Source organism: Achromobacter pulmonis (assembly GCF_902859765.1).
Lineage (GTDB): Bacteria > Pseudomonadota > Gammaproteobacteria > Burkholderiales > Burkholderiaceae_B > Achromobacter > Achromobacter pulmonis.
The window spans coordinates 68,708-94,091 of record NZ_CADIJV010000022.1; the positions used below are offsets into that span (position 1 = coordinate 68,708).

Here is a 25,384-nt window from a genome sequence, read left to right on the forward strand (position 1 = left end):
ATGGCTGTCTACGTAGACGGAATGCGGGCGCGGTACGGCCGGATGGTGATGTGCCACATGCTGGCCGACACCGACGACGAGCTGCACGCCATGGCGGCCCGCATCGGCGTAGAGCGCCGCCACCATCAGGCCGCCGGCACCCACCGCAGCCACTACGACATCTGCATGACCATGCGTGCCAAAGCGGTGAGCGCCGGCGCCCTGGACATCAACCGCGCCCAGCTCGGCTCGCTGCTGAAGAGCAAGCGCAGGGTCGCCGCGAACGCCAAGGAAAGAGCATGACCAACCAGAACAACGCCGCCCAGGCGGCAATGCAGAACCCGATCGACGAGGCAATCGTCATCCTGACCGAAGAGGCCGCCGCCCTCCGAGAATGCCACACCCCCAGCGGCGAACGTGACGACTGGACCGGCGAATCTGAAGCCAAGGCCGCGCACGACAACATGTTGCGCGTGGCTGATGCGCTGTCCAAGCTGCGCGCCCCTGTAGCCGATGAGCGGGTCAGCGATGACACGTTGTGGTCGTTGGCAGAGCAAATCATGGGCGGGAAGGAAGCACACCACGTAGGACGCGACCGGGTGTTGCGTTTCGCCCGAGCTGCCCTGGCAAGCGGCTCTTCGGCCGGATGGGGATGCGCCCATAAGAACAAAGTCGCCAACGTCGCTGCTTACGTCTGGTACTGCCATGACTGCGCGAAATTCATTCCCCGGGAACCCGGCGAGTCTGCCCTGGCAAGCGCCCCTGTAGCCGACGAGCGGGCGGCGTTTGAGGCGAAGTTCCCGCTGCCGGCGCACTGCCAGTGGATAGGGAACGGCTATGCCGCAACCGACTACAACGCATGGAGCGCCCACAAGCACAAGGATCGTTGGGAAGGCTGGCAAGCCCGCGCCGCCCTGGCAAGCGCCCCTGTAGCCGGGGAGGCGCAGGAGCGTATCGAGCAGATGGCCGTGAATCGGTATCGGCCGGTCCCTGATGGCAAGTTCAGCTACAAGGTCGTCGCGGGCGATGGAAGTCGGTCGCTTTACACCGGAACGAAGGATTCTTGCCTGCGGGTTGCTGCAAAGCTGACGGAAGCATTTCTTGATGGCGCGTTTGTTGCGTCAGATGCCTCGCCCCAGTCCAGCAAGGACGGTGAACATGGCGAATGAACTGTTGCCGTGCCCCTTCTGCGGCGGTCCGGCTGAAATCTACAACCCTTTCCACATGATCGGAAAGCCCAGTCAACCAGCTACGTACCGAGGCGGTGTGCGATGCCGTGCATGCGGGTGTGAATCGAAGGCGACCACCCCGCCTGATGGCGCAATCACCACCTGGAATCGCCGCGCCGATGCCGCGCCCCAGGCCAGCGCCGAGGCGTTGGAAGTAGCGCGTGCGGCGCTGATGGAGATTGCCGACCTGGCGGACGTGGAGGCGGACCAGCGCGGCGTCATCGTCAACCAGGCACTGACCAAGATTGCCAAGATGACCGCGGCGCCCCAGGCGCACAAGGACGGCCCGTGGTGCTGCGAGCGCGGCGAGGCGCAGGGCGTGAAGGTGTGCCAGGAATGCGCCGAGATCAGCGCTGGGTATCAGGCGTCAATGCGCGGGGACAAGGACGGCGGCCAGCAGCGCGAAGGAGTCGTCACCGACGACATGCGCTACGCCGTTCGCTTCGCACCTTCCAGTGCGCACTGGTCCGAACGCCTGGTGGAGTTCTTCGGCCCGGATGCGCGTGAGGGCATCGACGCGCTGGAAAGGCAGTTGCGTGAGGCCCGCGCCATGCTGGGCCGCCAGCAGCGCGCCGGGGATGCCTACGAGGCCCTGAGCTGGTACGCGGAACAGGTTGCTGGCTGCCGAAAATTTGGCCCTGACGGTGAGGCCGCGCGTCATGCACTGGACAGGGATGGCGGCGAACGTGCCCGCGCCGCCCTTTCTGCCACCCAGCCCGAACAAGGGGAACGCGATGAGTGAAGCAGCCATCCTGGACCCCTGCTGCGGCGGCCGGGCCTTCAACATCACGCCCGACCTGAACATGGACTTCCGCGCCATGCCGTTCGCCGCCGACTCATTCGGCCTGGTGGTGTTCGATCCGCCCCACCTACGCCGCGCTGGCCGGGATTCGTGGCTGCGCGCCAAGTACGGGATCCTGGGCGACGACTGGCAGGATGATCTGCGGCGCGGCCTGGCCGAGTGCTTCCGAGTGCTGAAGCCGGCCGGCGTGCTGATTCTCAAGTGGGCCGAGGTGCAAATCCCCGTCAGCCAGATCCTGGCGCTGACCGAGCATCGCCCGCTGTTTGGCCACAAGTCCGGCAAGCGCGAAAAGACCCACTGGCTGACGTTCATGAAGCCGGCCGACACCGACAAGAAGGAGATGTGATGAATGACCGTGAACTGCTGGAACTGGCGGCGAAGGCGGTAGACGAGGGGATTACGTTCTATGGCGAGTGCTGGAGAGCCCAAACCGGCCGTGAATGGAATCCCCTCCTTGACGATGGCGATGCGCTGCGGTTGCTAGTCAAACTTGGCATGGAAACCTATACCAACTACGACGACGCAGGCCAGCCCGAACCGTTTGTCGGCTTCTCAGAAGCTGGCAAGCCAATCCGTTACGTCAACGAGCATCATGGGGATGACCCGTACGCCGCCACCCGCCGCGCCATCGTGCGCGCCGCCGCGGCAATCGGGAAGGAACTGCCATGACCCCCGAGCAACTGGAAGCCATCGCCCAGCGCCCGACCTGCTGCAAGACGTACGGCGAAACCGTCAGCCTGACCAAGGATGAAAGGGATGCGCTGGTGGACATCTGTCGGCTGGTGGTGGAGAAGTTCACCAGCGGCAATTCAGTGCCTGTGGAGCGTATCACCATCCGCGCTGACGAACTGGCAAAGGAGCAGTAATGTCTTCCCTCTACCTCACGCCGGACGAGGTCAAGGAACTGACCGGCTATGTGACCCAAGCTGCTGCACGCCGCTGGCTCGAGCGCAACGACTGGCCCTATGCGCAACCGGCCGGCGACGGGTGGCCGCGCATCCTGCGCGAGTACCATGACGCCCGGCTGTCGGGTGAAGAGAAGCGGCGGCCCAAGCGCGGCGCCGAACCGAACTGGAGATGTGCGGCATGATCGCCAAGCGGACGAAGCACCTGAAACTTGGGCTCCTGCCACGCATGGAGGCGCGGCCTCGAGCAAAAGGCGGCTGGACATTCCGGTATTACACCTACGACCGGAAATACATCAACCTGGGCCACGACCGCGCCGAAGCGATCAAGCGCGTGCTGGAAATGGAACGGCGCGCGCCTGACACGGGCACGGTAGCCGAGCTGTTGCGCGAGTATATGGCCAGCGGCGGCTTCAAGAACGAACTTGCACCGCGCACCCAGGACGACTACATCGCGGCCAGCAAAGAGATCCTGGAGCGGTTCGCAGATATGCCCGTGGATGGCGTAAAGCCGCCCCACATTGCGCGGTATCTGCGCGTCGAGCGCGCCGCCGCGCCCGTGCGTGCCAACCGTGAAATCGCCCTGTTGGCGTCTGCATTCCAGTTCGGGATCGAACACGGCTATGCCACAGCCAACCCGTGCCGCCAGGTAAGGCGGAACAAGGAGCGGCCGCGCTCGAGGTGTCCGTCATGGGAAGAGATCGAATCTTTTTGCGCCACGGCTGCCAAGAAGGGCCCGTCGTCGCACGTCATCGGCCTCATGGCAAAATTCATCGCCCTGACCGGCCGGCGGCGCGCCGAGTTCCTGAGCCTGCGCAAGACTGATCTGGGACAGGATGGCATTGTGGTGGGATTCGCCAAGGCCAAGGCTGGTGATGCGCTGCGCCGCGGCCTGATCGAGTGGACGCCGGCGCTGCGCCAGCTGTTCGCCGAGCTGGCCAACCTGGGCCGGAAAGCACGCGATGGCAAGTCAGCCATCCCGGAATCGATGTTCGTCTTCACCAACCGCGACGGGCAGCCGTATACCGAGCAGGGCTTTAAGGCGCTCTGGTCGAAGATCATGGCCGATTGGGTCAAGGCGCCAGGCCGGGAGCGGTTCACGTTTCACGATCTGCGCGCCTACTACGTGACCGTGCTGGTGGGCAGGGATGAGAACCCAGAAACCCATGCCAACCCTGCCACCACCAGGCGCGTGTACGACCGCCGGCGCGTGGTCAAGATCAAGGGCAGCGCCTGACGCATGCCACCATCGCCTGATCTTGCCACCATTCCAGCAATGAAAAAAGGCACCCCGCTTGCGCGTAAGTGCCTGATTTCACATGAATTCTTTGGGGTGGCTGATGGGACTCGAACCCACGACAACCGGAATCACAATCCGGGACTCTACCAACTGAGCTACAGCCACCACTGATTTGCTTCGCTGCCGGCACAAAACATTTCGTGCTCAACTGCAAAGAGGCCGAATTCTAGCATGTTTTTTTCAACGGTGTAAAACGCGGCGCCGGCCCGGCGGACCATGCCCCGCCCTGCCCCTTGCCATGCCCACCCGCCTTGCTATCCTTGGCGCTCGAATCATCCTCTGGAGGCCTGGGTCGCACCGTAGCCATGGATCGCATACACGAATTATTGATCGAGTACTGGCCGCACATGGTGTTCGGCATCAGCGTGGTGGCCGGCACGGGCGCCGCGGTGCACGCGGCCATGACCAAGCAGGACGTGCGCTCGGCCATCGGCTGGGTGGGGCTGGCGCTGTTTTCGCCGTTATTCGGGGCGGCGGCCTATTTCGTCGCGGGAATCAACCGTATCCGCAAGACGCGGCTGTCGCAGCAGCGCGACGAGGCCATGCTGGTGGACGCGGCATTGGTGGAGACGGCCAGCGTGGACGTGGCGCCCATCTCGGGGCCGCAGTTCGCGTCGCTGAAGGTGCTGGGCGACCAGGTCAGCCGTTTCCGGCTGCTCGGCGGCAACGCGGTACGGCCGCTGGCTGGCGGCGACGAGGCCTATCCGGCGATGCTGCAGGCGATCCGCGAGGCGCGCCAAGCGGTGGCGATGCAGAGCTATATCTTCGACAACGACGCGATCGGCCGCGAGATGGCGCAGGCGCTGATCGAGGCGCATGGGCGCGGCGTGCAGGTGCGGGTGCTGATCGATGCGATCGGCGCCAAGTATTCGCGGCCGCCGATCGTGCGGATGTTGGCGCGCGGCGGGGTGCCGGTGGCGCGTTTCATGACCAATCCGCTGGGCGTGCTGCGCATGCCTTATGCCAACCTGCGCAGCCACCGCAAGGTGCTGGTGGTGGACGGCCGCATCGGCTTCACCGGTGGCATGAACGTGCGGGCGGCGTTCGTGACGGCGCTGTCGGGCGCGGCCACCAATATCGACACGCATTTCCGGGTGGAAGGCCCGATCGTGACGCAGTTGATGTCGGTGTTCGCGCACGACTGGAATTTCACCACGCACGAGTCGCTGCCGGCGCAGCCCTGGTTCGATCCGCAGGCATTGCCGGCGCACGGAGTGGTGCCGATGCGCTGCGTGCCATCCGGCCCGGACCGGGCCTTGGGCAGCGCGCACAGCATCATCCTGGGCGCGCTGGCGGTGGCGCAGCGCCATGTGCGCATCCAGTCGCCCTATTTCCTGCCGGACCAGCCGCTGATCGGCGCGCTGGCGACGGCGGCGCGGCGCGGGGTGATCGTCGATATCGTGATCCCCGGCAAGAACAATCTGCGCCTGGTCGACTACGCCATGACGGCGCAGCTGGACCAGGTGGTGCGCACCGGCTGCCGGGTGTGGCGCTCGCGCGGGGCGTTCGATCATTCCAAGCTGATGACGGTGGACGATGGCTGGGCCTACGTCGGCTCGTCGAACCTGGACCCGCGCAGCCTGCGCCTGAATTTCGAGCTGGATACCGAGATCTATGATCCGCAGGTGGCATGCTGGATCGGCGCGCGCATCGATGCGTTGGTGGCCAACGCGCACCGGCAGACACTGGAGGACCTGCAGCAGGCCCCGTTTTCCAAGCGGCTGCGCAACAAGGTGATCTGGCTGGCAACGCCCTACCTGTGACGCCACGGCCCGGCCCGGCGGCCGGCCATGCACGACGATCGGCGGCCTGGCGGCCGCCGATTGCATATGACGAGCCGTTCGTCCGTCCGGTCAGCCGTCCGAGGCCGGCACCGCCGCCTGGCGCACGGCGAAGACGGCGCTGGCCTTGAGCACCAGGCGTTCATCCACCTTGAGGTGGCAGGTGGCGTAGATCAGGCGCTTGCCGCGCTTGTCGATGGTGACGTGGGCTTCGAGCCAGTCGCCGGGCATGACGGCGTTGAGAAATTCGACCGACATCTGCGCGGTGACGACCGAGGCCTGGCACTGGTGGGCGATGACGAAGCCGAGGGCACTGTCGGCCACGGTGGCGAGCAGGCCGCCGTGGGCCATGCCGTGCATGTTGCCATGGGCCGCGCCAATGCGCATGGCCAGCACGTCGTCGGCCTCGCGCCGGTAGAAACCGCCCAGGTCCGCCAGATGGCGCATGAATTGGCTGCTGGGTTGCCAGGGCGCGAAGCCGGCGGGGATGGAGTCTGTCATGGGAGGTCAGGTGTCTGCTGCGCAATGGCCCACGGTAGCGCAAAGCGGGCGGCGCCCGCCAGCGGCGGGCGCCGCCCGGCCGGTGAGCGGACAATATCTGGCGCATCTGGCGCGGCCGTCGCGCCGGCGCTACATTCTTCCCATGTCTCTCACCACCTGGCCACCCCGCGCATGAACCGCATCAAGACCTACGGCATGGCCGAGCGCGCGGACTATTTCGATTTCGATATCCGCGCCCAGCAGGTGCGCGAGCCGCTGGAGCAGCCGCACCGGCACGAGTACTTCCAGATCCAGGTGAACCTGGAGGGCGACACGCGCCAGACCATCAGCGGCACCACGCGGCCGTTTCCGCGCGGCGGCGTGAGTTTCGTGCTGCCGTACCGGGTGCACCTGGTACCGCATCCGCCGGGCGCGCGTTACGTCATCATCAATTTCGCGCAGCGGTTCCTGTGGCCGGAACTGGCGGTGGACGCGCTGGACCTGGAAGACGTGCCGGTCTCGCAGGCGCCGGCCTTGGCGCCGTTCCTGTTCCAGGAGTACCTGGATTTCGAGCTGGACGCCGACGCGCTGGCCGAGGCAGAGGCGCTGATCGCGCGCCTGATGGAACAGAACCGGCGGCGCGGCTTCGGCTCGTCGACGGCGATCCGCGGGCTGCTGCTGCAGTTGATCGGACAGGTGTGCGGCCGCTACGAGGCCGACCTGCTGCACTTGGCGCGCCATCATGCCGGCAGCAGCCGGCGCGAGAGCGTGCGACGGGTGCTGGCGCATATCGGCGCGCGCCTGGGCGAGAACCTGACGCTGAACGACGCGGCGGCGGCGGCGTTCCTGTCGCCCAACTACCTGGCGCATCTGCTCAAGAAGGAAACCGGCAAGACCTTCACCGAGCTGGTGGCCGAGCGCCGCATGGCACTGGCGCGCGATCTGCTGGCGCACACGGCGCGCAGCGTGGCGCAGGTGGCGCATGCCGCCGGGTTCGCCGACGAGGCGTATTTCTCGCGCCGCTTCCGCCAGTTGGAAGGGGTCAGCCCGACCGGTTATCGCGAAGGCCTGCGCGGCACGGCGCCGCCGCCGCGAAATACGCGGAATCGTCCACGGATTGCGTAATCGTCTCCAGGCGGGGCGGACGGCGCGGACCTAATCTGGCCGTGACCCTCGCAACGTTCAGGAGACCCGCGATGACCCAAGCCGTCCAGACCCCATTCAGCGTGGCGCAGACCACCGTGCCGATTGCCGGCAGCGAGCTGCGCTTTCCGGTGCGCCGCATCTATTGCATCGGCCGCAACTACGCCGCCCACGCCATCGAGATGGGCTCGGACCCCACCCGCGAAGCGCCGTTCTTCTTCCAGAAGCCGACCGATGCGATCCAGGTGGTATTGCCGGACACGGTGACCGATCACCCCTATCCGCCGCTGACGCAGAACTACCACTACGAGGTGGAGCTGGTGGCGGCGCTGGCCCGGGGCGGGCGCGACATTCCGGTGGAACAGGCGCTCGATTGCGTCTATGGCTACGCGCTGGGGCTGGACATGACGCGGCGCGACCTGCAGCGCGGCATGGGCGACCAGAAAAAGCCGTGGGAGATCGGCAAGAGCTTCGATCATGCGGCGCCGATCGGCCCGATCCATCCGGTGGCCCAGACCGGCCACTACCGCGAAGGCAATATCTGGCTGGCGGTCAATGGCGAACGCAAGCAGCAGGCGACGCTGTCGCACATGATCTGGTCGGTGGCCGAGCAGATCGCGCGGCTGTCGCAGGCCTTCGAGCTGTTCCCGGGCGACCTGATCTATTCGGGCACGCCGGAGAACGTGGGGCCGGTGGTGCGCGGCGATGTGATCGTGGCGCACGTGGACGGCTTGCCGGAACTGAGCCTGCGCATTGTCTGAGACGCGTGGCGGTCCGGCATATGCCGGCCGCTGCGCCACGCGGCGGCGCGGCGGCCGGGCCCGCGCGGATCTGAGAGTAAGATTTATGCCATAACAAACAGCCCCATGTGGCAGGAGCAGTGCAAGATGGCAAAAATCGGTATGGTGGGTATCGGCCTGATGGGCCATGGCATCGCCAGCAACCTGGTCAAGCACGGTCATACGCTGACCGTGCTGGAACATCCGGGCAACCAGCCCCTGGATGCGCTCAAGGCGGCAGGCGCCACCAGTTGCGCGGATGGCGCGACGCTGGCGGCGCAGTCGGATGTGATCATCCTGTGCGTCACGGGCAGTCCGCAGGTCGAGGCGGTGCTGCTGTCGCCCGGCGGCGTGCTTGAAGGCCTGCGCCCCGGTACGGTGATCATCGATTGCTCGACCGCCATCCCCTCTTCGACCGCCAAGGTGGCCGAGGCGGTCATCGAGAAAGGCGGCCGATTCCTCGATGCCCCCATGACCCGCACGCCGAAGGAAGCCGCCGAAGGCCGGCTCAATCTGCTGGTAGGCGGCGATGCCGCGCTGTTCGAAGAATGCCGGCCGATCCTGGCATGCTTTGCCGAGAACATCGCGCACGCCGGTCCGGTGGGCGCGGGCCACCGCATGAAGCTGCTGCACAACTATGTGTCGCTGGGCGCCATCGCGCTGCTGGCCGAGGCGGCCGCCTGCGCGCTGCGCGCCGACATCGACCCGGCGGTGTTCGCCGAAGTGCTGACCAAGGGCGGCGGCGGCGGCGTGGCGCTGGAGCGCCTCAAGCCTTACCTGCTGGAGCAGGACCCGTCGTCGCTGCGCTTTTTCATGTCGAACGCGCAGAAGGACCTGTCCTACTACAACACCATGGCGGCCGAGACCGGCGCGGTGCGCGAGATCGGCGCCGCGGTGCTGCACACCTATGACCAGGCGGTCAGCCAGGGCGGCGGCGAGCGCTACGTGCCCGAACTGGTGTCGCTGCTGAAGGACCGCTGAACCGGAGGGCGGCGCAGGTTCAGCGCCCGCCCGCCGCCATCGCCGGCACGGCGCGCAAGGCGCCGCGCCGCGGCAATTGCATCGAGATGGCCGCGGCCAGCAATAGCAGGGCGCCGGCCGCGCCGAACGCCACCCAATGGGTATGGAAGGTCTCGTAGGCCCAGCCGCCCAACCACGAACTGATCATGCCACCAATCTGGTGGCCCAGGTAGGTCAGCCCGTACAGCACCCCCACCAGGCGCACGCCGTAGACGTCGGCCAGGATGGCGGACGACAGCGCGATGCTGCCGGCCCAGACCACGCCGCCGATGGTAGCCGCGGCATACAGTTCCCAGTGCGCGCCCACCATGACCAGCGCGAAAAAGCCCAACCCGCGCACCAGGTAGATGACGGCCAGGATGTTGCGGCGCTCGACCTGGTCCGACATGCGCCCCAGCACCAGCGTGCTGAAGATCGCCACCAGGCCGATCAGGCCGATGCCCAGCGAACTGGTGGTGGCGTCGAAGCCGTGGTCCATCAGCATGGGCATGCCATGCGTGCCCAGCAGGTTCATGCTGAAACCACAGGCGAACAGACCCAGCGCCACCTGCCAGAACGGCAGCGTGCGCACGGCGTCCTGGACGCGCGGCACGGGCCCCTTGGCGGCGGGCCGCGCACTGGATTTCTTTTCAATGATCTGGTGCGGCAGCAGGTCGGTATGCTCGGGGGCCTGGTCGCGCATCACGAACAGCGCCACCGGCACCGTCAGCAGCGCGAACAGCGCCGCGAAGGCCAGCAGGGTTTCCCGCCAGCCGACGGCGCTGATGACGAACGTGAGCGTAGGCGTCATCAGCGCGATGCCGGCCATGGAACCGGTGGACAGGAAGAACAGCGCCATGCCGCGCTGGCGCGTGAACCAGCGGCTGATGACGGGGGTCAGCGCCACCGGGCTGGTGAAGGCCAGGCCGATCGACAGGGCCACGCCAAAGGCCAGCAGGAACTCGATGGGGCCGCGCGCGAATACCGTCCAGATCGACGAAGCCACCACGATGGCGGTGCCGGCGAGCAAGACGAATCGGGTGCCGCGGGTGCTGACGAGATAGCCGGCCAGCGGCATGCCCAGGCCGTAGCAGAGCATGCCGACCGCGACGATGCTCGACAGCAGGCTGCGCGAGAAACCCAGGCCCTCCGCCATGGGCAGGAAGAACGGGCCGATGCCCATGCGCAGCCCCACGGTGAGCAGGGTCAATACGGTGGCGGCGCCGACGATGTTCCAGCCGAAATACCAGCCGCCCGATACTTGCTTCTCCACTTGCCTCTCCCTATGTCTTGTTATCGCGCTGGCGCGCTTCGTTAAGGACATCGCGGGAACGCGAGGAGACGGAAGCCGGCCGGCGGAGGCGCCATATTACTCCCGGCGATATCCGGGCGGCGCGGCGCTCCGGACGCGCGCCGGCCCCATGTCCGGCGGCGGCGCGCGCGGGGGTCAGCCGGCCTGTTGCAGGAACGCCTGCAGGGCCGGCACGGTGTTGAGCACATGCTGGCGCATGGCCGCTTCGCTGCGGTCCGGATCGCCGGTGAGCAGCGCGTCGATCAGTTCCTGGTGCGATTCGCGCACCCGCAGCACGCGGCCAGGCTGGGCGGCCCACAACCGCATATAGGGCTCGACCACCGAGTGCAGTTCGGAGATCTGGCGCAACAGGCGGGGCTGTTGGCAGAAACTGCAGAGGTATTCGTGGAAATCGCGGTGGGCGCTGGTCCAGTCCAGGTAGTCGCCCAGGCCATGCTCCAATTGATCCAGCATGCTGGCCAGGCGGCGGATGTGCTCGGCGCTCATGTGGGGCACGGCGTTGCGCACCGCCAGCCCTTCGAGCACCGAGCGCATCTCGAAGACTTCGCGCATTTCCTGCTGGTTCAGGCCGCGCACCACGGCGCCGCGATTGGCGCGGATCTCGACCAGGCCTTCGGACGCCAGGCGGCGCAGCGCGCCGCGCACCGGCATGCGGCTGGTGCCGATTTCGCTGGCGATGACTTCGGGCACCAGGCGGTGGCCGGGCGGGTAGTTGCCCAGCCGGATCTCGCGCTGCAAATGCTGGTATGCCTCTTCTTCCGCGCTGACGGCTGTCTTCTGATACTGCAGCATTCTCGTCCCCGGGGTTTCAAAGCCGCCATGATAGATAAATGTAAAAATAACACAAATTGGATCCAATGATCCATGGATGCAAACACCAATAGCCGCGCCGGCCCCGCTCGCGTCAAATCCAAGACTGACGCGCCGGCCGTGCGCGTCGGCTGGCCTGGCAACGGGCGATAGACCCGCCCGGCGCCACCGCCTTCACGACACAACGCCTCGACGCACCGCGTCGATACAACGCATTCAAGGGGAATCCATGCCTATCCGCTTCATCCGCGCCCTGGCCGGCGCCGCCACCCTGGCCTTCGCCGCCCAGGCCGGCGCCCAGACCACCGATTGGCCGCAGCATCCGGTGCGCATCGTCGTGCCGTTCCAGGCCGGCTCGGCCACCGACCTGATTTCACGCCAGTTGGGCGCCGCCCTGTCGACCGAACTGGGCCAGCCCTTCGTGATCGAAGCCCGTCCCGGCGCCGCCGCCGCGATTGGCAGCGCCTCGGTGGCGCGCTCGGCGCCCGACGGCTATACGCTGCTGATGGGCGGCCCGGCCGCCATCGTCACCAACCGCTTCCTGCAAAAGCGCCTGGCCTATGACCCCGATGCCTTCGAGCTGGTGTCGCTGGTGGCGTACACGCCCAACATCCTGCTGTCCAATCCGAAGGAGCCGTTCAAGACCCTGCCCGAGATGATCGCCTACGCCCGCGCCAATCCGGGCAAGCTGACCTATGCCTCGTTCGGCACGGGCACCACCTCGCACATGGCCGGCGAAATGCTCAAGGCAGTGGCCGGCATCGACATCCTGCACGTGCCCTACAAGGGCGCCGGCGAAGCCATCCCCGCGCTGCTGAGCGGCCAGGTGTCGATGTACTTCGACACCATCATGACCGGCCTGCCGCAGGTCAAGAGCGGCACGCTGGTGGCGTTGGGCATGTCCAATTCGCAGCGCTCGGCGCTGGCGCCGGACATCCCCACCATCGCCGAGCAGGGCTACGCCGGCTATGACATCGCCCCCTGGTACGGTCTGGTGGCGCCGCAAGGCACGCCCGCGCCGATCCTGGACAAGCTCAACCGCGCCGTCAACAAGGTGCTGGCCGATCCGGCGCTGCGCGGTAAGCTGGCCGAAGCCGGCGCCGAACCGCGTGGCGGCAGCCGCGAGGAATTCACCGCCTTCATCAAGGCCGAGATCCCGCGCACCAAGCGCCTGATCGACCAGGCCGGCATCACCCCGCAGTAATTTTCCTACAGAGTCCAGACGCCACCATGTCTTCCCCCTTCGATTGGTCTTTTCCGTACGCTTCCCGAAAAATGCCGGTGCTGGCCGCCAACGCGGTCGCCACCAGCCAGCCGCTGGCGGCCCAGGCCGGGCTGCGCATGCTGCTGGCCGGCGGCAATGCCGTGGACAGCGCCATCGCCACCGCCATCGCGCTGACCGTGGTCGAGCCCGTGATGAACGGCATCGGCGGCGACATGTTCGCGCTGGTGTGGCACGAAGGGCGGTTGCATGGCCTGAACTCCAGCGGCTGCTCGCCGGCGGCGTGGACGCCGGACTACTTCGCCGGCCGCGAGGCCATGCCGGGCACGGGCTGGGGCACGGTCACCGTGCCGGGTCAGGTGGCGGGCTGGAAGGCGCTGTCCGAACGCTTCGGCAAGCTGCCATTCGCCAAGTTGTTCGAGCCGGCCATCGCCTATGCCGAGGAAGGCTTCGCGGTCAGCCCGACGATCGCGCGCCAGTGGGCCACCCAGGCGCCCAAGCTGGCGCAGGAGCCGGGCTTCGCCGAAGCCTTCCTGCCGCAGGGCCGGGCGCCGCAGGCGGGAGAATGGTGGCGCTTTCCGGCGCAGGCGCGCACCTTGCGCGAGATCGCCGAAAGCGGCGGCGACAGCTTCTATCGCGGCGCGCTGGCCGGCCGGATCGCGGACTTCGCGGCGCGCACTGGCGGCGCCCTGAGCGCGGCCGACCTGGCCGAGCACCGGCCCGAGTGGGTCGCGCCGATCTCGCAGTCGTTCCGCGGCTACGAACTGCATGAAATTCCGCCCAGCGGCCAGGGTATCTCGGCCCTGATGGCGCTGGGCATGCTGGAACAATTCGACCTGGAAGCGATGGGCCGCGACAGCGCCGATTACTACCACGTCAGCATCGAGGCCATGAAACTGGCCTTCGCCGATCTGCACCACCATGTGGCCGACCCGCGCCACATGCGCACCGATGCCCGCGCCCTGCTCGACCCGGCCTACCTGGCCGAGCGCGCAAGGCAGATCTCGATGGATCGCGCCGCGGTGCCGGTGGCCGGCACGCCCGCGACCGGCGGCACGGTCTACCTGACTGCCGCCGACGCGGGCGGCACCATGGTGTCGTTCATCCAGTCCAACTACCACGGCTTCGGCTCGGGCGTGGTGGTGCCGGATACCGGCATCAGCCTGCACAATCGCGGCCTGAACTTCGTGCTGACGCCCGGCCATGTCAATCAGGTGGCGCCGCGCAAGAAGCCGATGCACACCATCATCCCGGCTTTCGTCACCCGCGCAGGCGCGCCGGTGATGTCGTTCGGCGTAATGGGCGGCTCGATGCAGGCCCAGGGCCATCTGCAGATGATGACGCGGCTGGCGGCCTTCGGCCAGAATCCGCAGGCCATGAGCGATGCGCCGCGCTTCCGGGTGGAAAAAGGCCCGGTGGTCAACGTCGAATCGCACCTGCCCGCCGACGTGGTCGACACGCTGCGCCAGCGCGGCCACAACGTGGCGGTGGCGCCGGCCGACAGCCTGGAGTTCGGTTCGGCGCAACTGATCGCCCGGCTGCCGCACGGCGGCTATGTAGCCGCGTCCGATTCCCGGCGCGACGGCCAGGCGGTCGGATTCTAGGGCAGACAGGCCACGGCGGCGGAAAACGCCGCCGGAAAGGGGCTTGATCGGTCATATGGGCGATGCGCGGCGCGGCGATACTGCGGCGCAGACTCAGCAAGGCCCCTCATGAACCGAATCCTGTCCGCCGCGGCGCTGGCCGTCGCCGCCCTCTTCACTGCCCCCAGCGCCACGGCCGCATTGCCCATGGCGGTGGACGGCCAGCCCCTGCCCTCGCTGGCGCCGATGCTCGAACGCGTGACGCCGGCGGTGGTGAACATTTCCGCCCAGGGCGACGGCGGCCAGGCGTCGGCCTTCGGCCAGGCCCGCGGCGGCGGGCGCCAGAGCATCGGCTCGGGCGTGATCGTCGACGCGGCCCAGGGCAACATCCTGACCAATCACCACGTGGTGCGCGGCGCCACGTCCATCCGCGTGTCGCTGCAGGACGGCCGCAGCTTCACCGCCACCGTGGTCGGCAGCGATCCGGACACCGACCTGGCGGTGCTGCGCATTCCGCCCGACAAACTGCACGCCCTGACCCTGTCCGATTCCAGCGACCTGCGGGTGGGCGATTTCGTGGTGGCCATCGGCGATCCCTACGGCCTGGGCCAGTCGGCCTCGTCCGGCATCGTGTCGGCGCTGGAGCGGTCCAGCCTGCGCGCCGCCGGCTACCAGAATTTCATCCAGACCGACGCCTCCATCAACCCCGGCAACTCGGGCGGCGCGCTGGTCAACCTGAACGGCGAACTGGTCGGCATCAACACCATGATCTATACGCCGTCGGGCGGCAACGTCGGCATCGGTTTCGCGATTCCGTCGAACCTGGCGGGCGAGGTCATGCGCCAATTGCTGCAGCACGGCCAGGTGCAGCGCGGCGGCCTGGGGCTGGACACCATCGACATCACGCCGCGCAATGCGCGTCAGCTGGGCCTGGCGCCGAACGCCAGCGGCGTGGTGGTGGCGCGGGTGGCGGATGGTTCGCCGGCGCAACAGGCCGGGGTGCAGGCGCGCGACCGGGTGCTGGCGCTGGACGGCAAGCCCATCGGCAGCAGCGCCCAGTTGCGCAACGCCGAGGGCCTGTTGCCGGTGGGCCAGCAGGTGCGGCTGACGCTGTCGCGCAACGGCCAGCGCAGCGACGTCACGCTGCGGATCGAACCGGAACGCAACGAGCGGCTGCACGGCGGCTCGCTCGATGCGCGCCTGAACGGCGTGGAATTCACCGAGATCGGCCGCGAACAGCGCCTGAAGGGCAACGATGGCGTGGCGGTCAGCGCCACTTACCCCGAGCGCGGGCCGGTGGCGGCGCGGATGCAGCGCGGCGACGTCGTCATCGGCGTCAACCGGCGCCCGGTCAGCCGGCTGGCCGATCTGCGCGCCCTGCTGGCCGGCGCCACGCCAGGGCAACCGCTGCTGCTGACGCTGGTGCGCGGACGGGCGATGTATACCTTGCAGATCCAATAGGCGCCGCGCGGCGGCGCGGCGGGGCCGGCCCTGGCGGGCGCCGAACCGGCGATAATGCTTCCCGCCCCGGTTTCTCGTCATCGCCGCTCATGCCCTTTCCCGCCGCTTCCCTCGCCCTCTGGGGCATTTCCGCCCTGGCGATCATCGGCATCCTGCTGCGCCCTTGGAAGCTGCCCGAGTACGTCTGGGCCGGCGGCGCGGCGCTGCTGCTGACGGCAACCGGCCTGATCCCGTGGCAGGCGGCGCTGGGCGCGGTCGGCAAGGGGCTGGACGTGTACCTGTTCCTGATCGGCATGATGGTGCTGGCCGAACTGGCGCGCCAGCAGGGGCTGTTCGACTGGCTGGCGATGGTGGCGGCGCGCCATGCGCGCGGGTCGGCGCGGCGCCTGTTCGACCTGGTATTCCTGGTGGGCATTCTGGTGACGGTGTTCCTGTCCAACGATGCCACCGCCGTGGTGCTGACGCCGGCGGTGTTTGCCGCGGCGCGGGCCGCGGGCGCGCGGCCGCTGCCCTACCTGTTCATCTGCGCCTTCATCGCCAACGCCGCCAGCTTCGTGCTGCCGATCTCCAACCCCGCCAACCTGGTGGTGTACGGCAGCCAGATGCCGCCGCTGCTGGACTGGCTGCAACGCTTCACGCTGCCGTCGCTGGCGGCCATCGGCCTGACCTATCTGGCCCTGCGCTTCAGCCAGCGCGAGGCGCTGCGCCAGCCGCTGCGGGCCGACATCGCGCCGCGACCGCTGGGCAGCGGCGCCCGCCTGACCGGCATCGGCATCCTGCTGACCGCGCTGGTGCTGATGCTGGCCTCGGCGCTGCATGCCGACCTGGGCCTGCCGACCTTCATCGCCGGCCTGGCCACTGCCGGGCTGATCCACCTGAAGCAACGGCTCAGCCCCCTGCCGGTCCTGCGCCATGTGGCCTGGGGCGTATTGCCGATGGTGGCTGGCCTGTTCGTGCTGGTCGAGGGCCTGGCGCGCAGCGGCGCCATCGACGCCCTGGCGCAGGCATTGCTGCGGCTGGCGGGCGATTCGGCCGGCGGCGCGCTGTGGGGCGCCGGCATCGTGGCGGCGCTGGCCAGCAACCTCATCAACAACCTGCCGGCCGGGTTGATCGCCGGCTCGGTCGGCCAGATCGCCGACCTGCCGGCGCGGACCGCCGGCGCCCTGCTGATCGGCGTCGACCTCGGGCCCAACCTGTCGATCACCGGCTCGCTGGCGACGCTGCTGTGGCTGATCGCGGTGCGGCGCGAGGGCCAGCATGTCGGCGCGCTGCGTTTTCTCAAGCTGGGCGCGTGGGTGATGCCGCCGGCGCTGCTGGGCGCGCTGCTGATGCTGGCGGTGGCCGGCGGCTGATGGCGGCGCGCCGGTCCTGTCACAGGAGCGCGCGCGTGCTCCACCAGCCCGGCAATAGCAGCGCCGCCGCCCACAGGAACGCCGAAGCCCAGTTCGCGATCTGAAAGGCTGCGGCGCGCATGCCGCAGATGCCGGCGATCATCGGCACGGTGGCCCGCAACGGGCCGAAGAAGCGGCACAGCACGATGCTGAGCACGCCCCACCGCTGGATGAACACGGTGCTGCGATGCAGGAGCTGCGGGCGTTTGCGCAGCGACTTCGATTGCAGCAGACCGGGCCCGAACCGCACGCCGCAAGCGTACTGCACCCAATCGCCCAGTGCCGCGCCGATGGCGATGGCCAGCCATACCGGCACGAACGCGCTATCGCCCAACCCCAGGATGGCGCCGATCGACAGCAGCAGCGCCGTGCCGGGAACCACCAGCGCCACCAGCGGCAACGACTTCAGGAACGCGAACACGAAGCCCAGCGGCGCCAGCCAAGCGGCATGGGCGCGGGCAAATTCGACCAGGGTGTCCTGCACGGCGTGGAATGTTTCGAACAGCATGACGTGTGACGGCGGGGCGGGCACAGCCGCCCTATTACGGCCCCGGCCTCATACAATTACGTCGCGCAAGCCGCGCGGACGCCGCCGCAGCAGTCCGGCCAACCGTTCCAGCGCCTGCGCCAACGCCCGGCGCTCGGGAATGCTGCCCAGCGAGATGCGGATGGCGTTGGGCGTGCCCGGCCCCAGGTGAAAGACTTCCGACGAGGTCACGCTCAGGCCCTCGTCGCGCGCCACCCGCTCCAGGTCCGCCGCGGTCCAGCAGTCCGGCAGCGGCTGCCACAGGTGGATGCCCGCCGCGGCAGCCGGGAACGGCCCGGGCAGCAACTGGCGCGCCAGTTGCTGGCGCGCGTGGGCCTCGGCGCGCACGCCGTCCAGAATCTGCCGCGCGGCGCCGCTGGCGATCCATTGCGTGGTCAGCACGCCCATCAGCGGCGCGGCCATCACGGCGAATGAGCGCATCGCCGCCAACACGTTGTGGCGGCTGTCCTGGTCCGGGCCCAGCACGAACGCGGTGCGCAGCCCCGGGGTCAGGGTCTTGGCCAACGTGGCGATGTAGAACACCGAGGCCGGCGCCAGGCTGGCCAGCGCCGGCGGCGCGCCATCCAGGAACAGCGAATACGGGTCGTCTTCGATGATGCGCACGCCGCAGGCCACGGCCGAGCGCGCCAGGTCGCGGCGGCGCGCCGCGCTCATGGTGTGGGCGGTGGGATTCTGCAGCGTGGGGTTCAGGTAGACCAGCCGGCCGCCGTCGCGGCAGGCGCGCTCCAGTCCGGCGGGGGTCATGCCGTCGGCGTCGGTCTCGGCCACCAGCACGCGGCGGCCCAGCTGCCGCGCGGCGGTCAACAGCCCCGGATACACCAGCGGCTCGGCGATGATGCCATCGCCCGGGCGGCTGTAGGCCAGCATCACTGCGGCCAGCGCGGCCTGCGCGCCGGGACACACCAGCACCCGGTCCGGGTCGACGTTCTCGACCGACTGCGACAGCCATTGCGCGCCGGCCTCGCGTTCGGCCGGTCCGCCGCCGGCCTGGTGATAGGTCATCATCACGCCCACATCGTGCCGTTCCATGGCCTTGGCCAAGCCGTGCCGCAGCAGGTCCTGCAGATCGCAGCCCAGCGGCAGCGGCGGCATGTTCATGCCCAGGTCCAGCATCTGTCGCAGGGGCTGTTCGGCCGGGCGCGCGATGAAGGTGCCCAGCGGCCCGCGCGCCTCGATCAGGCCGCGCTGGGCAGCCTCGGCATAGGCGCGCGTCACGGTGGTCAGGTCCACGCCCAGATGCTGGGCCAGGCGCCGCTGCGGCGGCAGGCGGTCGCCCGGCTGCATGCGATTGGCGGCCACAGCGCCCTCGATGAAATCGGCGATCTGGCGGTAGCGGGGGCCGGCGCCGCGCACGAAAGTCAAGGGCCAGGACGCATATACGTCGTCGTTATGCATGGATTCTATTGCGCCGGGAATGCCGCAATGCATGGACAGGAAATCAATCGATGAGTATGGCAACAAACGCCGTTTGAGTCCATACATCGAGAATCTTGTACGGCCCAGTTCCAGGCCGTGCCGGGGCCGCTGCACGGAGCGCCAGGGCGCCCCTTCCCGCATCGCCAGCGCCCGCCTGCCATAGATGGCAGGGCCGAGTGTGTAAATCCTTTAAGCCGCACCGGCCCAATCTTCACATTCTTTCAATCTATCGAGAAAGAATTTCCCGCGCGCTCCCGTAGATTGCGAGGCCATTCCCCAGGCCCGCACAGGAGAGGTCGCGTGTCGGACATTGTTGTCTACGTCAGAAGCCAGCCGCAGTTGGGCGACCAGATCGTCGCCTTCGCCACCTTGTACCAGCTCAAGGCCTGGTGGCCCACGAAGCGGATCAAGGTTGTCGCGCGCGACGACGTCGGTCCGATCTACCACGCCCTGCCCTGGGTCGACGAATTCCAGCGCGTGCGTACGCTGCTCGACTACACGCGCAGCCTGAGCGCCAGGACGCAGATGTCGGTGAACCTGCATCACAGCAGCGAGCGCTTCGGCCTGATCAATCTGCTGCGCCTGCCGGCCGTCCGCCTGGGTTTTCGCAACGCGCGATTGAGCGACGTGGTCTGGACCCACTGTCACCGCAAGGACGAAGCCGAATACATCGGCCTGGCCAACCTGCGTCTGCTGGCCGCCTACCGGCCCCTGGATGCCGAAGACAGTGCGCGCCGCTGCTTCGCCGAACTGGCCCGCGCGCATCGGCGGGTAGATGGCCGCGCCGACGTGGTGTTTCTTCCCGGCGGCGGCGCCGGACCATTCAAGCGCTGGAGCGTGGCGCACTACCTGCGCCTGGCCGACCGCCTCAAGACGCTGCTGGGCCCCGACACACGCTACACCTTCGCACTGGGCCGGCAGGAAGCGCGCGAGCACGCCGAGCTGACGGCCCTGCGGCGCGCTGACATCCAGGTGGCCTATTGCCGGCCGCTGGCCGAGCTGAGCGCGATCATGCTGGGCGCGCGCCTGGTGGTCGCCAACGACTGCGGCCCGTCGCACGTGGCGCAGGCCACCGGCGTGCCGTATGTCGGCATCTTCAACCAGCCAAACCCCGAATGGTTCTGGCGCCGGCGCCATGCCGTCGCCGTGGTGCCGCGCCAACCGCGCGATGGCATCAATACCATCGCCCCGGACCAGGTCCTGCAAGCCTGTGCGCGCGCGCTGGCCGGCACGCCGCGCGCCACCGCCTGAATCCCCACCCTCACCTGCACCATGCGCATCCTGCACACCCTTGGCGAAAGAAACCTGGGCGGACTCGAATTCCGCACCCTGGAACAGGCCTACTGGCTGACCCGCCACGGCCACGACACGGCCATCGCCGCGCCGCCCGGCAGCGCGATCAGCCTGGCGGCGCGCCAGCGCGGCATCGCCACCGTGGACATCGACTTCGACTCGCCCTATTCGCCCGCCACGATCTGGCGGCTGCGCCGCGCCGTGCGCCGCCTGCACATCAACGTGATCGACAGCCACAGCCGCGCCGACGGCAAGAGCGGCGCCCTGTGCCGCGACCTGTGCGCCGTGGTGCGCACGCGGCATTTCGCCAAGCCCATGCCCACCAGCGCGCGCCGCCGCCTGGAGTGGAAGCTGGGCTGCGATCACGTGATCGCCACCAGCGACGCCGGCCGCGCGGCCCTGCTGCACGCCCGCCTGGCCCGCGCGGATGGCGTCAGCGTGGTCGGCGAATGGGCGGACGAGGCCTTCTTCCACGCCGGCGACAAACCCGCCACGCGCCAGCGCGTGCGGCGCGAACTGGGCCTGGCCCCTGACGCCTATGTGGTCGCCACCATCGGCATGCTGCGCCCCGAGAAGCGCCAATCCGACCTGCTGCGCGTGGTGCAGCGGCTGCGCCGCCGGGCCGTGCCGGCCAGCGCCCTGGTGGTGGGCACGGCGACGGCCGACACCCGGGCCTACGCGGCCGAGCTGCGCGCCCTGGCCGTTCAGCTCGGCATCTCCCCGCAGGTAGTCTTCGCCGGCCATCGCGACGACGTGGCCGACATGCTCCACGCCGCCGATGTATTGCTGGTGCCTTCGGCCACCGAGGCCTGGTCGCGCGTGGTGCCGGAGTCTTTCGCGTCGGGTTGCCCGGTAGTGGCCAGCCGGGTCGGCGGTTTGCCCGAGATCGTCACGCCGGGCGCCACCGGCTGGCTGGCCCAACCCGGCGACATCGACGGCTTCGCCGACCGCATCCAGGCAATCCGCGCCGACCCGGCCGCTGCCGCGGCGGTGGTGGCGCGGGCCCGAGACTATGCACAAGCCAACTTCCGCCTGGCGAACCAGATGGAACGGACCCTGGCCGCCTATCGCCGCGCGATGGCGCGGGCCTGAGCGCTGGCGCTCTTGCTCATGGTCGCGGGCACGCCATTTGCTGCCTGGCTTTCGCCACAGCGGCGTCCCGTCATCCGATCAAGCGTGGCCAACCGGCCAATGCGCCGCTGTGGCATCCACCGCCATGTCAGTGTGCAGGTCGCGCCGGCAGCGGGCGAGGCAGACATCACCTCGCCATACGTTCGCACGCCTGCGCGCATGCTTGGCAGGCTTGCGCGCAATCCTGCATGCCATCGATGCGCTCGCAACTGGCCGCACAATCCCGGCACAGCGCGGCGCAAGCCCGGCATACCGGGGCATGGTTTTGCGCGCCCAGCAGCATGGTGTGCGCCGAGCCACGGCATATCTCGGCGCAAGCCATCATGCCGCGAAAATGAGCCGGCGCGACGTGCTCGCCGCCCGCCTCCAGGCAGTGCGTGTACCGGCCGGCGGCGATGCGCCCTCTGTCCATGGCTACCCGCGTGCCTGCGTCTGGTCAGCCAGCCCAGGCATGCGGCGTCACTCGCCGGAATCCGCGCACGCCTGCCGGGTCTGCGCGATCAACGCTTCCAGACGCTGTAAGCGGGCTCGCATGGCACCCACGTCGGGCGCCGGCTTAAGCATTGCCCGCAACATCAACGCCGCAAATACCGAGGCACTGCCGGCCAGCGCGAGCATAAGAATGCGAACGAACAAGGCCAGCCAATAAGCGCCCTCGGTGTCTCCCACTCGGCGGCAATCGATCGATGACATGCGCGCACATTCAACGACGAACCCCTGAGCGACCATTTGGCACAACGAAACGAGCAGCCAGAGCGAGGCGCCGCCGCTCAATAGCAAAGCCAGCGCAAGCAGGCAGCGCATGGCTCGCCGGCTCCGCTGGCTGGCGTGAAGCAGGTCGTTCAATTCGCGCGCCAGCCGCGCATGTCTGCGCTCGAGGTCCACCAGTTCCTGCGGCGATGAGTCTGGAGTGGTCAATGGAATCACCGGGTGAATTGGCAGATGGTCCCGAAGTGGCGACTACCGTGGACTGGGATGTTACCGGGGGCACCAGCCACAAATCCGCGCAATCGTTTGATTCCACAAGCTATTCTGGCGCGGCAGGAGGGGATCGAACCCCCGACCTCAGGCTTAGAAGGCCCGTGCTCTATCCAACTGAGCTACTGCCGCGCGGTGTGTGGCTGCCCGGAAAAGCTCCGGGCGGCGCATTTTACCTTGTTGCCGCGGGCCGTGGCGGCACGACGCCGGCCGGCGCGGTTTATCAGGCCGACCGAATCATTCCTCGCCCAGGTCGGCGTGGGTCGACACCCACAGCACCAGCGCGTCCTGCTTGCTCAGGCTGATCACCCGGTGGCCCATGCGGCTGTCGATATAGAAGCTCTCGCCCGCCTTCAGGCGCGCCGGCTCGTAGAACTCGGTGTACAGCTCGACCTCACCTTCCAGCACGTAGACGAATTCCTCGCCGCCGTGGCGGCTCCAGTCCTGGAACTCGTCGAAGGAGCGCGCCTTGACGCGGGTGTGGAACGGCATCATGCGCTTGTGCGACAGCGCGGTGCACAGCAGGCGGTGGTCGTAATACGGGGTTTCGTACTGGCGGCCCTCGCCCTGGCGGCTGAGGCTGCGGCGGCCGGTGCCCATGTGGGCGTCGGACGCGGTGAACAGTTCGGCCACGTCCAGGTCCAGGCCGGCGGCGATCTTGATCAGGTTGTCATAGGTGGGCGAAAGCAGGCCGTTCTCGATTTTCGAGAGCGTGGACGCGGCCACGCCGGTGGCCTGCGCCGCCTGCTTGAGCGTCCAATCGCGCGCCTGGCGCAGGGCTCGCAGCCGTTGTGCCAACACGCTCTGTTTGTTGCCTTGCATCTGTACACCCTGTCATGCACGCGACTGCCGCTCCCGCCACCAATCGCGCGCCTGGTAAGACCAATATGTGAGTTGAACCGCCGCCGTGCCCAGCGCGCCGCCGTTCCAGGCCAGTCCGAAGGGCTCGAACAGCCGGTAGCGCTGGCTGTCGCCGACGATCCCCTCGGCCACGACCCGGCCGCCGATAGCGGTGGTGTTCATGCCATGGCCGCCGAAGGCCGTGCAATACCAGACATCGGGCGCCAGCCTGCCGATCTGCGGCATCAGGTGCCGCGCATAGGCCATGCGTCCGGACCACGCGGTCTCCACGCGCAGGCCCTGCAACTGGGGATAGACACTGAGCAGTTCGCGGCGCAGGGACTCGGCCAGATCGGGCGGGTCGTCGACACGGGTGGTGATTCTACTGCCCCAGCCGATGCGCCCGCCATCGAGCACCCGGTAATAGTTGCCGGCGCGACGATCGTCGCCGATGGCGGCCTGGGTGCGGATGGCCTGGCGCACTCGCTCGCCCAGCGGCTCGGTCAGCATGATGTAGGTGGCGATGGGCAGCATGGCCCGCCGCAGCGCCGGCACCACGTCGCCGGTATAGCCGCCGGTGGCCAGCACCACGGTGCGGGCGTCGATCTGGCCGGCGGCGGTGCGCAGCCGCTTGGCCGCGCCCTCCAGCCGGGCCTGGGTCACGGGGGTGTCCTCGTGGATGCGCACGCCCAGCCGCGCGCACTCGCGCGCCAGGGCGCGGGCGTAGTTGAGCGGATGAAAATGGAACGAGGACGGGTCCTCGATGCCCTGGAAATAGGCGTCGGACAGCAGCCGCTCGCGCACCTCGGCGCGGTCCAGCAGGCGCACGTCGCGGCCGAAGTCGCGCCGCTGGTCCTCGCAATAGCGCCGCAGCGGGTCGCTGGCCTCGTAGCGCACCACCCGCAGGCGGCCGTCGACCTTATGGGCATCATCGATGCGCAGGTCGCGGATGTTGTCGCGGATGATCTCCACGCCCTCCATCGACAGGCGGTAAAGCTGGCGGTAGTGGTCTTCGTCGACATGTTTGCGGATGGCATCGGCGCCGGCCGAGAACGCCGGCGACACCGAGCCGCCATTGCGGCCCGAGGCGCCCCAGGCGATGCGGCGCCCTTCCAGCAGCGTCACCGCGCGGCCGCGCCGGGCCAGCTCCAGCGCCGTCGTCAGGCCGGCCAGGCCGCCGCCGACCACGCAGACATCGGCCTCGGCCGTGCCCGCCAGGGGCGCGTAGTACGTTTCGGCATCGCCCAGCGTGCGCTTGTAATAGGTATCGATGTACTCGGTGGCCATGGTGTCGGGTTCGCGTTGGCGGGGCCTAGTGCAGTCCGGCGCCCTGCAAGCCCCCGGCCAGGCGCTTTTCCAGCCAGGAGGCCAGGCGCAGCAAGGGGTAGCAGTACAGGAAATAGATGATGGCGATCATGCTGTAGATGAACAGCGACTTCGCCGGGAAGGTGATGATGAAGACCTCGCCCTGCCGCGTCAGTTCGGTGATGCCGACCACCGACAGGATGGCGGTGCTCTTGATCAGCATCACGTATACACCGCTCATGGGCTGCACGATCAGGCGCATGGCCTGCGGCAGGATCACCAGCCGCAGGATCTGCAACGGCCGCAAGCCCAGCGTCATGGCGCCTTCGGTCTGGCCGCGCGGCACGGCGCGGATGGCGCCGGTGACGATCTCGGCCACGTAGCACGAGGTATAGACCGACAGCGACACGAACGCGGCGGTGCCCGAGTCCCAATGCAGCAACTCGATGCCGGTGCTGGGCAGCACGAAGTAGAAGATATAGAGCTGCACCAGGAACGGCGTGCCGCGCAGCAGGTGGATGTACAGCCCCAGCAACTGGTGCAGGCCACGGATGCGGTAGCTGCGGATCACGCCGATGACAAAGCCCAGCAGCGACCCGGCGATGATCGCCATGAACGAGATCTTGAGCGTCTCCCAGAAGCCCTTGAGCAGGAACGGCAGCACGACGCCGGCGGTGGAGAGGTAGGAATCCAGCATG

Annotated in this window: 28 protein-coding genes and 2 tRNA genes; 18 read left to right on the plus strand and 12 right to left on the minus strand. The window is 68.2% G+C overall.

Translation table 11 applies throughout. The features are described 5' to 3' along the window. The 8 genes from HV701_RS18130 to HV701_RS18165 are packed head-to-tail and all read left to right on the plus strand — an operon-like array spanning nucleotide 1 to nucleotide 4,152. Nucleotides 1-282: a DUF4031 domain-containing protein gene (locus HV701_RS18130; RefSeq protein WP_175134408.1), complete on the plus strand. Its 282-nt coding sequence runs from the start codon at nucleotides 1-3 to the stop codon at nucleotides 280-282. Next, entirely contained in the window at nucleotides 279-1,148 is an 870-nt protein-coding gene (locus HV701_RS18135; RefSeq protein ID WP_175134409.1) for a hypothetical protein, read from the plus strand. The genes HV701_RS18130 and HV701_RS18135 overlap by 4 nt, the downstream gene beginning before the upstream one ends. Beyond that, nucleotides 1,138-1,950, plus strand: a complete 813-nt coding sequence (locus HV701_RS18140) for a Lar family restriction alleviation protein (RefSeq protein ID WP_175134410.1) — start codon at nucleotides 1,138-1,140, stop codon at nucleotides 1,948-1,950. Before HV701_RS18135 ends, HV701_RS18140 begins: the two co-directional genes overlap by 11 nt. Beyond that, nucleotides 1,943-2,356 carry a class I SAM-dependent methyltransferase gene (locus HV701_RS18145; protein WP_175134411.1) on the plus strand — a complete coding sequence of 138 codons (414 nt, stop codon included), beginning with the start codon at nucleotides 1,943-1,945 and terminating at the stop codon, nucleotides 2,354-2,356. Before HV701_RS18140 ends, HV701_RS18145 begins: the two co-directional genes overlap by 8 nt. Then, the gene (locus HV701_RS18150; protein WP_254595203.1) at nucleotides 2,356-2,679 is read left to right on the plus strand and encodes a hypothetical protein; all 324 of its coding nucleotides are present in this window, start codon (nucleotides 2,356-2,358) and stop codon (nucleotides 2,677-2,679) included. Before HV701_RS18145 ends, HV701_RS18150 begins: the two co-directional genes overlap by 1 nt. Next, entirely contained in the window at nucleotides 2,676-2,876 is a 201-nt protein-coding gene (locus tag HV701_RS18155; RefSeq protein ID WP_175134412.1) for a hypothetical protein, read from the plus strand. Before HV701_RS18150 ends, HV701_RS18155 begins: the two co-directional genes overlap by 4 nt. Next, on the plus strand, nucleotides 2,876-3,100 hold the full coding sequence (locus HV701_RS18160) for a DUF4224 domain-containing protein (protein WP_175134413.1): 225 nt from the start codon (nucleotides 2,876-2,878) through the stop codon (nucleotides 3,098-3,100). Before HV701_RS18155 ends, HV701_RS18160 begins: the two co-directional genes overlap by 1 nt. Further along, complete coding sequence (locus HV701_RS18165; protein WP_175134414.1) at nucleotides 3,097-4,152, plus strand: tyrosine-type recombinase/integrase; 1,056 nt, start codon at nucleotides 3,097-3,099, stop codon at nucleotides 4,150-4,152. The genes HV701_RS18160 and HV701_RS18165 overlap by 4 nt, the downstream gene beginning before the upstream one ends. A 92-nt stretch (nucleotides 4,153-4,244) precedes the next feature. On the opposite strand, the gene HV701_RS18170 is transcribed toward HV701_RS18165, so the two are convergent. Beyond that, a tRNA-His gene (locus HV701_RS18170) sits at nucleotides 4,245-4,320 on the minus strand. Between the two features lie 200 nt (nucleotides 4,321-4,520). On the opposite strand from HV701_RS18170, the gene HV701_RS18175 reads away from it, so the two are divergent. Continuing rightward, the gene (locus HV701_RS18175) at nucleotides 4,521-5,978 is read left to right on the plus strand and encodes a phospholipase D-like domain-containing protein (RefSeq protein ID WP_175134415.1); all 1,458 of its coding nucleotides are present in this window, start codon (nucleotides 4,521-4,523) and stop codon (nucleotides 5,976-5,978) included. 90 nt (nucleotides 5,979-6,068) lie between these two features. On the opposite strand, the gene HV701_RS18180 is transcribed toward HV701_RS18175, so the two are convergent. Then, nucleotides 6,069-6,497 carry a PaaI family thioesterase gene (locus HV701_RS18180; RefSeq protein ID WP_175134416.1) on the minus strand — a complete coding sequence of 143 codons (429 nt, stop codon included), beginning with the start codon at nucleotides 6,495-6,497 and terminating at the stop codon, nucleotides 6,069-6,071. A gap of 171 nt (nucleotides 6,498-6,668) precedes the next feature. On the opposite strand from HV701_RS18180, the gene HV701_RS18185 reads away from it, so the two are divergent. From HV701_RS18185 to HV701_RS18195, 3 genes are all read left to right on the plus strand, one after another. Continuing rightward, the gene (locus HV701_RS18185; protein ID WP_175134417.1) at nucleotides 6,669-7,601 is read left to right on the plus strand and encodes a helix-turn-helix transcriptional regulator; all 933 of its coding nucleotides are present in this window, start codon (nucleotides 6,669-6,671) and stop codon (nucleotides 7,599-7,601) included. Between the two features lie 71 nt (nucleotides 7,602-7,672). Beyond that, nucleotides 7,673-8,380 carry a fumarylacetoacetate hydrolase family protein gene (locus HV701_RS18190; protein ID WP_175134418.1) on the plus strand — a complete coding sequence of 236 codons (708 nt, stop codon included), beginning with the start codon at nucleotides 7,673-7,675 and terminating at the stop codon, nucleotides 8,378-8,380. A gap of 126 nt (nucleotides 8,381-8,506) precedes the next feature. Continuing rightward, nucleotides 8,507-9,379 carry an NAD(P)-dependent oxidoreductase gene (locus HV701_RS18195; RefSeq protein WP_175134419.1) on the plus strand — a complete coding sequence of 291 codons (873 nt, stop codon included), beginning with the start codon at nucleotides 8,507-8,509 and terminating at the stop codon, nucleotides 9,377-9,379. Between the two features lie 19 nt (nucleotides 9,380-9,398). On the opposite strand, the gene HV701_RS18200 is transcribed toward HV701_RS18195, so the two are convergent. Next, the gene (locus HV701_RS18200; protein WP_175134420.1) at nucleotides 9,399-10,670 is read right to left on the minus strand and encodes an MFS transporter; all 1,272 of its coding nucleotides are present in this window, start codon (nucleotides 10,668-10,670) and stop codon (nucleotides 9,399-9,401) included. Between the two features lie 174 nt (nucleotides 10,671-10,844). Next, nucleotides 10,845-11,501 (minus strand): GntR family transcriptional regulator, encoded by a 657-nt coding sequence (locus HV701_RS18205; RefSeq protein ID WP_175134421.1) that lies wholly within the window; start codon nucleotides 11,499-11,501, stop codon nucleotides 10,845-10,847. Nucleotides 11,502-11,748: 247 nt separating this feature from the next. Here HV701_RS18205 and HV701_RS18210 point away from each other — a divergent pair, with 247 nt between their 5' ends. The 4 genes from HV701_RS18210 to HV701_RS18225 all read left to right on the plus strand — a co-directional run bounded on the left by HV701_RS18210 (nucleotide 11,749) and on the right by HV701_RS18225 (nucleotide 17,137). Continuing rightward, the gene (locus HV701_RS18210; protein WP_175134422.1) at nucleotides 11,749-12,723 is read left to right on the plus strand and encodes a Bug family tripartite tricarboxylate transporter substrate binding protein; all 975 of its coding nucleotides are present in this window, start codon (nucleotides 11,749-11,751) and stop codon (nucleotides 12,721-12,723) included. Nucleotides 12,724-12,749: 26 nt separating this feature from the next. Then, nucleotides 12,750-14,345: a gamma-glutamyltransferase gene (gene ggt, locus HV701_RS18215; RefSeq protein ID WP_217467978.1), complete on the plus strand. Its 1,596-nt coding sequence runs from the start codon at nucleotides 12,750-12,752 to the stop codon at nucleotides 14,343-14,345. Nucleotides 14,346-14,453: 108 nt separating this feature from the next. Next, nucleotides 14,454-15,785: a trypsin-like peptidase domain-containing protein gene (locus HV701_RS18220; protein WP_175134423.1), complete on the plus strand. Its 1,332-nt coding sequence runs from the start codon at nucleotides 14,454-14,456 to the stop codon at nucleotides 15,783-15,785. An 89-nt stretch (nucleotides 15,786-15,874) separates the two neighbouring features. Next, nucleotides 15,875-17,137, plus strand: coding sequence for an arsenic transporter (locus HV701_RS18225; RefSeq protein WP_175134424.1), 1,263 nt, complete (start codon nucleotides 15,875-15,877; stop codon nucleotides 17,135-17,137). 19 nt (nucleotides 17,138-17,156) lie between these two features. Here HV701_RS18225 and HV701_RS18230 read toward each other — a convergent pair whose 3' ends face one another. Further along, nucleotides 17,157-17,684 (minus strand): DedA family protein, encoded by a 528-nt coding sequence (locus HV701_RS18230; RefSeq protein ID WP_175134425.1) that lies wholly within the window; start codon nucleotides 17,682-17,684, stop codon nucleotides 17,157-17,159. Nucleotides 17,685-17,732: 48 nt separating this feature from the next. Then, complete coding sequence (locus HV701_RS18235) at nucleotides 17,733-19,118, minus strand: aminotransferase-like domain-containing protein (protein ID WP_175134426.1); 1,386 nt, start codon at nucleotides 19,116-19,118, stop codon at nucleotides 17,733-17,735. Between the two features lie 321 nt (nucleotides 19,119-19,439). Here HV701_RS18235 and HV701_RS18240 point away from each other — a divergent pair, with 321 nt between their 5' ends. Further along, on the plus strand, nucleotides 19,440-20,390 hold the full coding sequence (locus HV701_RS18240) for a glycosyltransferase family 9 protein (protein ID WP_175134427.1): 951 nt from the start codon (nucleotides 19,440-19,442) through the stop codon (nucleotides 20,388-20,390). Between the two features lie 21 nt (nucleotides 20,391-20,411). Further along, nucleotides 20,412-21,524, plus strand: a complete 1,113-nt coding sequence (locus HV701_RS18245; RefSeq protein WP_175134428.1) for a glycosyltransferase family 4 protein — start codon at nucleotides 20,412-20,414, stop codon at nucleotides 21,522-21,524. Nucleotides 21,525-21,690: 166 nt separating this feature from the next. Here HV701_RS18245 and HV701_RS27075 read toward each other — a convergent pair whose 3' ends face one another. The 6 genes from HV701_RS27075 to HV701_RS18275 form a co-directional block, all read right to left on the minus strand. Then, nucleotides 21,691-21,975, minus strand: coding sequence for a four-helix bundle copper-binding protein (locus HV701_RS27075; RefSeq protein WP_175134429.1), 285 nt, complete (start codon nucleotides 21,973-21,975; stop codon nucleotides 21,691-21,693). Between the two features lie 47 nt (nucleotides 21,976-22,022). After that, a complete protein-coding gene (locus HV701_RS18255) occupies nucleotides 22,023-22,481 on the minus strand; it encodes a hypothetical protein (RefSeq protein ID WP_175134430.1) in 459 nt (152 codons plus the stop codon). Between the two features lie 115 nt (nucleotides 22,482-22,596). Further along, a tRNA-Arg gene (locus HV701_RS18260) sits at nucleotides 22,597-22,673 on the minus strand. Nucleotides 22,674-22,778: 105 nt separating this feature from the next. After that, nucleotides 22,779-23,363, minus strand: a complete 585-nt coding sequence (locus tag HV701_RS18265) for a helix-turn-helix domain-containing protein (protein ID WP_175134431.1) — start codon at nucleotides 23,361-23,363, stop codon at nucleotides 22,779-22,781. Nucleotides 23,364-23,375: 12 nt separating this feature from the next. Continuing rightward, nucleotides 23,376-24,668, minus strand: coding sequence for an NAD(P)/FAD-dependent oxidoreductase (locus HV701_RS18270; RefSeq protein WP_175134432.1), 1,293 nt, complete (start codon nucleotides 24,666-24,668; stop codon nucleotides 23,376-23,378). A 25-nt stretch (nucleotides 24,669-24,693) separates the two neighbouring features. Continuing rightward, nucleotides 24,694-25,383, minus strand: coding sequence for an amino acid ABC transporter permease (locus HV701_RS18275; protein WP_175134433.1), 690 nt, complete (start codon nucleotides 25,381-25,383; stop codon nucleotides 24,694-24,696). Nucleotide 25,384: the final 1 nt, after the last annotated feature.

Excerpts from the sequence above, each read along its gene's own strand:
- HV701_RS18145 (WP_175134411.1), top strand. The coding sequence starts at position 1,943 with ATGAGTGAAGCAGCCATCCTGGACCCCTGCTGCGGCGGCCGGGCCTTC.
- HV701_RS18195 (WP_175134419.1), top strand. The coding sequence starts at position 8,507 with ATGGCAAAAATCGGTATGGTGGGTATCGGCCTGATGGGCCATGGCATC.
- HV701_RS18230 (WP_175134425.1), bottom strand. The coding sequence starts at position 17,684 with ATGCTGTTCGAAACATTCCACGCCGTGCAGGACACCCTGGTCGAATTT.
- HV701_RS18135 (WP_175134409.1), top strand. The coding sequence starts at position 279 with ATGACCAACCAGAACAACGCCGCCCAGGCGGCAATGCAGAACCCGATC.
- HV701_RS18150 (WP_254595203.1), top strand. The coding sequence starts at position 2,356 with ATGAATGACCGTGAACTGCTGGAACTGGCGGCGAAGGCGGTAGACGAG.
- HV701_RS18165 (WP_175134414.1), top strand. The coding sequence starts at position 3,097 with ATGATCGCCAAGCGGACGAAGCACCTGAAACTTGGGCTCCTGCCACGC.
- HV701_RS18160 (WP_175134413.1), top strand. The coding sequence starts at position 2,876 with ATGTCTTCCCTCTACCTCACGCCGGACGAGGTCAAGGAACTGACCGGC.
- HV701_RS18270 (WP_175134432.1), bottom strand. The coding sequence starts at position 24,668 with ATGGCCACCGAGTACATCGATACCTATTACAAGCGCACGCTGGGCGAT.
- HV701_RS18220 (WP_175134423.1), top strand. The coding sequence starts at position 14,454 with ATGAACCGAATCCTGTCCGCCGCGGCGCTGGCCGTCGCCGCCCTCTTC.
- HV701_RS18155 (WP_175134412.1), top strand. The coding sequence starts at position 2,676 with ATGACCCCCGAGCAACTGGAAGCCATCGCCCAGCGCCCGACCTGCTGC.
- ggt (WP_217467978.1), top strand. The coding sequence starts at position 12,750 with ATGTCTTCCCCCTTCGATTGGTCTTTTCCGTACGCTTCCCGAAAAATG.
- HV701_RS18205 (WP_175134421.1), bottom strand. The coding sequence starts at position 11,501 with ATGCTGCAGTATCAGAAGACAGCCGTCAGCGCGGAAGAAGAGGCATAC.
- HV701_RS18235 (WP_175134426.1), bottom strand. The coding sequence starts at position 19,118 with ATGCATAACGACGACGTATATGCGTCCTGGCCCTTGACTTTCGTGCGC.
- HV701_RS18245 (WP_175134428.1), top strand. The coding sequence starts at position 20,412 with ATGCGCATCCTGCACACCCTTGGCGAAAGAAACCTGGGCGGACTCGAA.
- HV701_RS27075 (WP_175134429.1), bottom strand. The coding sequence starts at position 21,975 with ATGGACAGAGGGCGCATCGCCGCCGGCCGGTACACGCACTGCCTGGAG.
- HV701_RS18140 (WP_175134410.1), top strand. The coding sequence starts at position 1,138 with ATGGCGAATGAACTGTTGCCGTGCCCCTTCTGCGGCGGTCCGGCTGAA.
- HV701_RS18180 (WP_175134416.1), bottom strand. The coding sequence starts at position 6,497 with ATGACAGACTCCATCCCCGCCGGCTTCGCGCCCTGGCAACCCAGCAGC.
- HV701_RS18210 (WP_175134422.1), top strand. The coding sequence starts at position 11,749 with ATGCCTATCCGCTTCATCCGCGCCCTGGCCGGCGCCGCCACCCTGGCC.
- HV701_RS18265 (WP_175134431.1), bottom strand. The coding sequence starts at position 23,363 with ATGCAAGGCAACAAACAGAGCGTGTTGGCACAACGGCTGCGAGCCCTG.
- HV701_RS18130 (WP_175134408.1), top strand. The coding sequence starts at position 1 with ATGGCTGTCTACGTAGACGGAATGCGGGCGCGGTACGGCCGGATGGTG.
- HV701_RS18275 (WP_175134433.1), bottom strand. The coding sequence starts at position 25,383 with ATGCTGGATTCCTACCTCTCCACCGCCGGCGTCGTGCTGCCGTTCCTG.
- HV701_RS18185 (WP_175134417.1), top strand. The coding sequence starts at position 6,669 with ATGAACCGCATCAAGACCTACGGCATGGCCGAGCGCGCGGACTATTTC.
- HV701_RS18175 (WP_175134415.1), top strand. The coding sequence starts at position 4,521 with ATGGATCGCATACACGAATTATTGATCGAGTACTGGCCGCACATGGTG.
- HV701_RS18225 (WP_175134424.1), top strand. The coding sequence starts at position 15,875 with ATGCCCTTTCCCGCCGCTTCCCTCGCCCTCTGGGGCATTTCCGCCCTG.
- HV701_RS18190 (WP_175134418.1), top strand. The coding sequence starts at position 7,673 with ATGACCCAAGCCGTCCAGACCCCATTCAGCGTGGCGCAGACCACCGTG.